The sequence below is a fragment of the Arthrobacter senegalensis genome (assembly GCF_059091765.1).
In genome coordinates this window covers 1-5654 of sequence record NZ_JBNHGZ010000009.1, presented here as the reverse complement: position 1 = coordinate 5654, position 5654 = coordinate 1, and the positions used below count along the sequence as shown (strand labels likewise).

Below are 5654 nucleotides of genomic sequence, written 5' to 3'. Positions count from 1 at the left end.
GTGGTTAAACGCGGGAAGGCCCCGCCATCGTTGGCGGGGCCTTCCCGTGTTCAAAGAATGTCCGGCGGCGACCTACTCTCCCACACCCTCCCGAGTGCAGTACCATCGGCGCTGTGGGCCTTAGCTTCCGGGTTCGGAATGGGACCGGGCGTTTCCCCCACGCTATGACCGCCGTAACCCTTCGTGCGCGCCCACCCCGGTGGGGGTGGCGGCAAACCTGTTGGTTACAAGCTTGTGCTTGGAACTGTATTCAATTGTTTGTTCCCTGTGCGACAACGGTTGTTGTCTGGGAACCACATAGCGGACGCGTAGCATGTTTTGATCACCCACCCCAGGGGGGTGGTGTGGTGTAAGTTGTCGGACTATTAGTACCGGTCAGCTTCACGAGTCTTTCGTCCTCGCTTCCACATCCGGCCTATCAACCCAGTGGTCTGGCTGGGGTCCTCTCCCCCACGAAGGGGATGGAAATCTCATCTTGAAGCCGGCTTCCCGCTTAGATGCTTTCAGCGGTTATCCAATCCGAACGTAGCTAATCAGCGGTGCACTTGGCAGTACAACTGACACACCAGAGGTTCGTCCGTCCCGGTCCTCTCGTACTAAGGACAGACCTTCTCAAATTTCCTGCGCGCGCAGCGGATAGGGACCGAACTGTCTCACGACGTTCTAAACCCAGCTCGCGTACCGCTTTAATGGGCGAACAGCCCAACCCTTGGGACCTACTCCAGCCCCAGGATGCGACGAGCCGACATCGAGGTGCCAAACCATGCCGTCGATATGGACTCTTGGGCAAGATCAGCCTGTTATCCCCGAGGTACCTTTTATCCGTTGAGCGACGGCCATTCCACAATGTGCCGCCGGATCACTAGTCCCGACTTTCGTCCCTGCTCGAGATGTCTCTCTCACAGTCAAGCTCCCTTGTGCACTTACACTCGCCACCTGATTGCCAACCAGGCTGAGGGAACCTTTGGGCGCCTCCGTTACTCTTTAGGAGGCAACCGCCCCAGTTAAACTACCCATCAGGCACTGTCCCTGACCCGGATTACGGGCCGAAGTTAGATGTCCAGAGTGACCAGAGTGGTATTTCAACGATGACTCCACCCGAACTGGCGTCCGGGCTTCACAGTCTCCCACCTATCCTACACAAGCCACACCGAACACCAATACCAAACTATAGTAAAGGTCTCGGGGTCTTTCCGTCCTGCTGCGCGTAACGAGCATCTTTACTCGTAGTGCAATTTCGCCGAGTTTATGGTTGAGACAGCGGGGAAGTCGTTACTCCATTCGTGCAGGTCGGAACTTACCCGACAAGGAATTTCGCTACCTTAGGATGGTTATAGTTACCACCGCCGTTTACTGGGGCTTAAATTCTCCGCTTCGCCCCCAAAGGGGCTAACAGGTCCTCTTAACCTTCCAGCACCGGGCAGGAGTCAGTCCGTATACATCGTCTTGCGACTTCGCACGGACCTGTGTTTTTAGTAAACAGTCGCTTCCCCCTGGTCTCTGCGGCCCTTACCCGCTTGGAAGCGCAAGGCTTCTTCACGGTCCGGGCCCCCCTTCTCCCGAAGTTACGGGGGCATTTTGCCGAGTTCCTTAACCATAATTCTCTCGATCGCCTTGGTATTCTCTACCTGATCACCTGTGTCGGTTTGGGGTACGGGCGGCTAAAACCTCGCGTCGATGCTTTTCTCGGCAGCATAGGATCACCGAATCCCCCCATACGGGGGTCCCGTCAGGTCTCAGGCTTCACGAACGGCGGATTTGCCAACCGTTCACCCTACATCCTTGGACCGGGACTACCATCGCCCGGCTCGGCTACCTTCCTGCGTCACACCTGTTAATACGCTTACCTCCCCGGATCGGGTCCCGCGCGCCCCGCCCATACTGGCCCCGAAGGGCACGGATGAACGGTTTGGGCGGTTAGCATCACCGGTTTGGCATGGGCGGTTTTTCGCCGGTACGGGAATATCAACCCGTTGTCCATCGACTACGCCTGTCGGCCTCGCCTTAGGTCCCGACTTACCCAGGGCAGATTAGCTTGACCCTGGAACCCTTGATCATTCGGCGGACGGGTTTCCCACCCGTCTTTCGCTACTCATGCCTGCATTCTCACTCGTGTAGGCTCCACCACTGGCTTCCGCCGCAGCTTCACTGCCCACACGACGCTCCCCTACCCACCAGCGCTCCTGAACCACGAAGGCTTGGATAATACGCTGATGCCACAACTTCGGCGGTGTACTTGAGCCCCGCTACATTGTCGGCGCGGAATCACTTGACCAGTGAGCTATTACGCACTCTTTCAAGGGTGGCTGCTTCTAAGCCAACCTCCTGGTTGTCTGGGCAACTCCACATCCTTTTCCACTTAGCACACGCTTAGGGGCCTTAGTTGGTGGTCTGGGCTGTTTCCCTCTCGACTATGAAGCTTATCCCCCACAGTCTCACTGCTGCGCTCTCACTTGCCGGCATTCGGAGTTTGGCTGACGTCAGTAACCTTGTAGGGCCCATCGGCCATCCAGTAGCTCTACCTCCGGCAAGAAACACGCAACGCTGCACCTAAATGCATTTCGGGGAGAACCAGCTATCACGGAGTTTGATTGGCCTTTCACCCCTACCCACAGCTCATCCCCTCCATTTTCAACTGAAGTGGGTTCGGTCCTCCACGCGCTCTTACACGCGCTTCAACCTGGCCATGGGTAGATCACTCCGCTTCGGGTCTAGATCACGCCACTGCAACGCCCTGTTCAGACTCGCTTTCGCTACGGCTTCCCCACACGGGTTAACCTCGCGACGTAACACTAACTCGCAGGCTCATTCTTCAAAAGGCACGCCGTCACAGCTACTAAGGCTGCTCCGACGGATTGTAAGCACACGGTTTCAGGTACTGTTTCACTCCCCTCCCGGGGTACTTTTCACCTTTCCCTCACGGTACTTGTCCGCTATCGGTCATCAGGTAGTATTCAGGCTTACCAGGTGGTCCTGGCAGATTCGCACGGGATTTCTCGGGCCCCGTGCTACTTGGGATACTCTCCAAGCGGCGTCACGCATTACGGTTACAGGGCTTACACCTTCTCCGGCCGGCCTTTCAAGACCGTTCACCTATACGCACGCACTCACTTTCGCTGTCCGGCAGAACAGCAGCGGAAAGTCCCGCAACCCCGGCCATGCAACGCCCGCCGGCTATCACACATGGACCGGTTTGGCCTCTTCCGCGTTCGCTCGCCACTACTGACGGAATCACTGTTGTTTTCTCTTCCTGCGGGTACTGAGATGTTTCACTTCCCCGCGTTCCCTCCACGCACCCTATGTGTTCAGGTACGGGTCACCCGGTCACTCGCGCGCCGGGCGGGGTTTCCCCATTCGGACATCCTGGGATCACCGTTCGGTTATCAACTCCCCCAGGCTTATCGCAGATTCCCACGTCCTTCTTCGGCTCCTGATGCCAAGGCATCCACCGTGTGCTCTTAAAAACTTGACCACAAAGATCAAAATCAGCTATTCGAGAGAACCAGGACAACCAAACCGTCAAAAGACGACTCAGCCACCAGGTTCATCAAAAAAATTGCTTTAAGATGCTCGCGTCCACTATGTAGTTCTCAAACAACAACCCCGTCACCCCCACCCCCGCCACCCCAAAGGGGCGGCCGGCGCGGCAAGCGCAGGAAACAAGAGGAACCAACTTCTTCCCTCTCCTCACATCGCTGCAAGAATAAGGTCCTGTTGCCTCAGGACCCAACAGTGTGCCAAAAGACATCCCCCGCGAAACCAACCACACACGTTCCAAACACCCCAAAGGGCACCGTACTGGCATGCGGCCAACCGCGAAAGACACCGAATCCGTTGATATTCCACCCATGAGCACCCGCCGGACAACAGACGCGTCCGCAACGGGCTTGCCCTGCAAACCACCCAACCCGCACTATGACAGGCCAGGAAAGGTTCGAGGAAGCTCCTTAGAAAGGAGGTGATCCAGCCGCACCTTCCGGTACGGCTACCTTGTTACGACTTAGTCCCAATCGCCGGTCCCACCTTCGACGGCTCCCTCCCACAAGGGGTTAGGCCACCGGCTTCGGGTGTTACCAACTTTCGTGACTTGACGGGCGGTGTGTACAAGGCCCGGGAACGTATTCACCGCAGCGTTGCTGATCTGCGATTACTAGCGACTCCGACTTCATGGGGTCGAGTTGCAGACCCCAATCCGAACTGAGACCGGCTTTTTGGGATTAGCTCCACCTCACAGTATCGCAACCCATTGTACCGGCCATTGTAGCATGCGTGAAGCCCAAGACATAAGGGGCATGATGATTTGACGTCGTCCCCACCTTCCTCCGAGTTGACCCCGGCAGTCTCCCATGAGTCCCCGCCATTACGCGCTGGCAACATGGAACGAGGGTTGCGCTCGTTGCGGGACTTAACCCAACATCTCACGACACGAGCTGACGACAACCATGCACCACCTGTGAACCGGCCCCGAAGGGAAGGACTGTTTCCAGCCCGATCCGGCCCATGTCAAGCCTTGGTAAGGTTCTTCGCGTTGCATCGAATTAATCCGCATGCTCCGCCGCTTGTGCGGGCCCCCGTCAATTCCTTTGAGTTTTAGCCTTGCGGCCGTACTCCCCAGGCGGGGCACTTAATGCGTTAGCTACGGCGCGGAAAACGTGGAATGTCCCCCACACCTAGTGCCCAACGTTTACGGCATGGACTACCAGGGTATCTAATCCTGTTCGCTCCCCATGCTTTCGCTCCTCAGCGTCAGTTACAGCCCAGAGACCTGCCTTCGCCATCGGTGTTCCTCCTGATATCTGCGCATTTCACCGCTACACCAGGAATTCCAGTCTCCCCTACTGCACTCTAGTCTGCCCGTACCCACTGCAGACCCGGGGTTGAGCCCCGGGCTTTCACAGCAGACGCGACAAACCGCCTACGAGCTCTTTACGCCCAATAATTCCGGACAACGCTTGCGCCCTACGTATTACCGCGGCTGCTGGCACGTAGTTAGCCGGCGCTTCTTCTGCAGGTACCGTCACTTTCGCTTCTTCCCTGCTGAAAGAGGTTTACAACCCGAAGGCATTCATCCCTCACGCGGCGTCGCTGCATCAGGCTTTCGCCCATTGTGCAATATTCCCCACTGCTGCCTCCCGTAGGAGTCTGGGCCGTGTCTCAGTCCCAGTGTGGCCGGTCACCCTCTCAGGCCGGCTACCCGTCGTCGCCTTGGTAGGCCATTACCCCACCAACAAGCTGATAGGCCGCGAGTCCATCCATGACCGAAAAATCTTTCCACCCGCCACCATGCGGTGACAGGTCATATCCGGTATTAGACCCGGTTTCCCAGGCTTATCCCAGAGTCAAGGGCAGGTTACTCACGTGTTACTCACCCGTTCGCCACTAATCCCCGGTGCAAGCACCGGATCATCGTTCGACTTGCATGTGTTAAGCACGCCGCCAGCGTTCGTCCTGAGCCAGGATCAAACTCTCCGTTAATGTTTCAAACAGACACAGCACCAACGGCCGGGAAAACGACCGAAGACACTGCACTAAATTCAAACCAGGCTGATAAAACCGCGACACACCACAGGGGCGGCACGCCACGGCACTTTCAACCAATAAATAATTGGTATCAACAAACTTGGCACACTATTGAGTTCTCAAACAACAGGAGC

General features: G+C 56.9%; 1 protein-coding gene and 3 rRNA genes. 1 reads left to right on the top strand and 3 read right to left on the bottom strand.

Going from position 1 to position 5654, the window contains the following annotated elements; genetic code table 11:
• Nucleotides 1-59: 59 nt before the first annotated feature.
• The 3 genes from rrf to AC5RVG_RS16950 all read right to left on the bottom strand — a co-directional run bounded on the left by rrf (nt 60) and on the right by AC5RVG_RS16950 (nt 5475).
• Nucleotides 60-176 (bottom strand): 5S ribosomal RNA (rrf, locus tag AC5RVG_RS16960).
• 168 nt (nt 177-344) lie between these two features.
• Nucleotides 345-3472, bottom strand: a 23S ribosomal RNA gene (locus AC5RVG_RS16955).
• 479 nt (nt 3473-3951) lie between these two features.
• Nucleotides 3952-5475, bottom strand: a 16S ribosomal RNA gene (locus AC5RVG_RS16950).
• Together the 16S, 23S and 5S rRNA genes form the textbook arrangement of a ribosomal RNA operon.
• Here AC5RVG_RS16950 and AC5RVG_RS16945 point away from each other — a divergent pair.
• The coding region (locus AC5RVG_RS16945; RefSeq protein WP_494002654.1) for a hypothetical protein at nt 5475-5654 on the top strand (180 nt) is incomplete at its 3' end. The two genes, AC5RVG_RS16950 and AC5RVG_RS16945, sit on opposite strands and share 1 nt — an antisense overlap.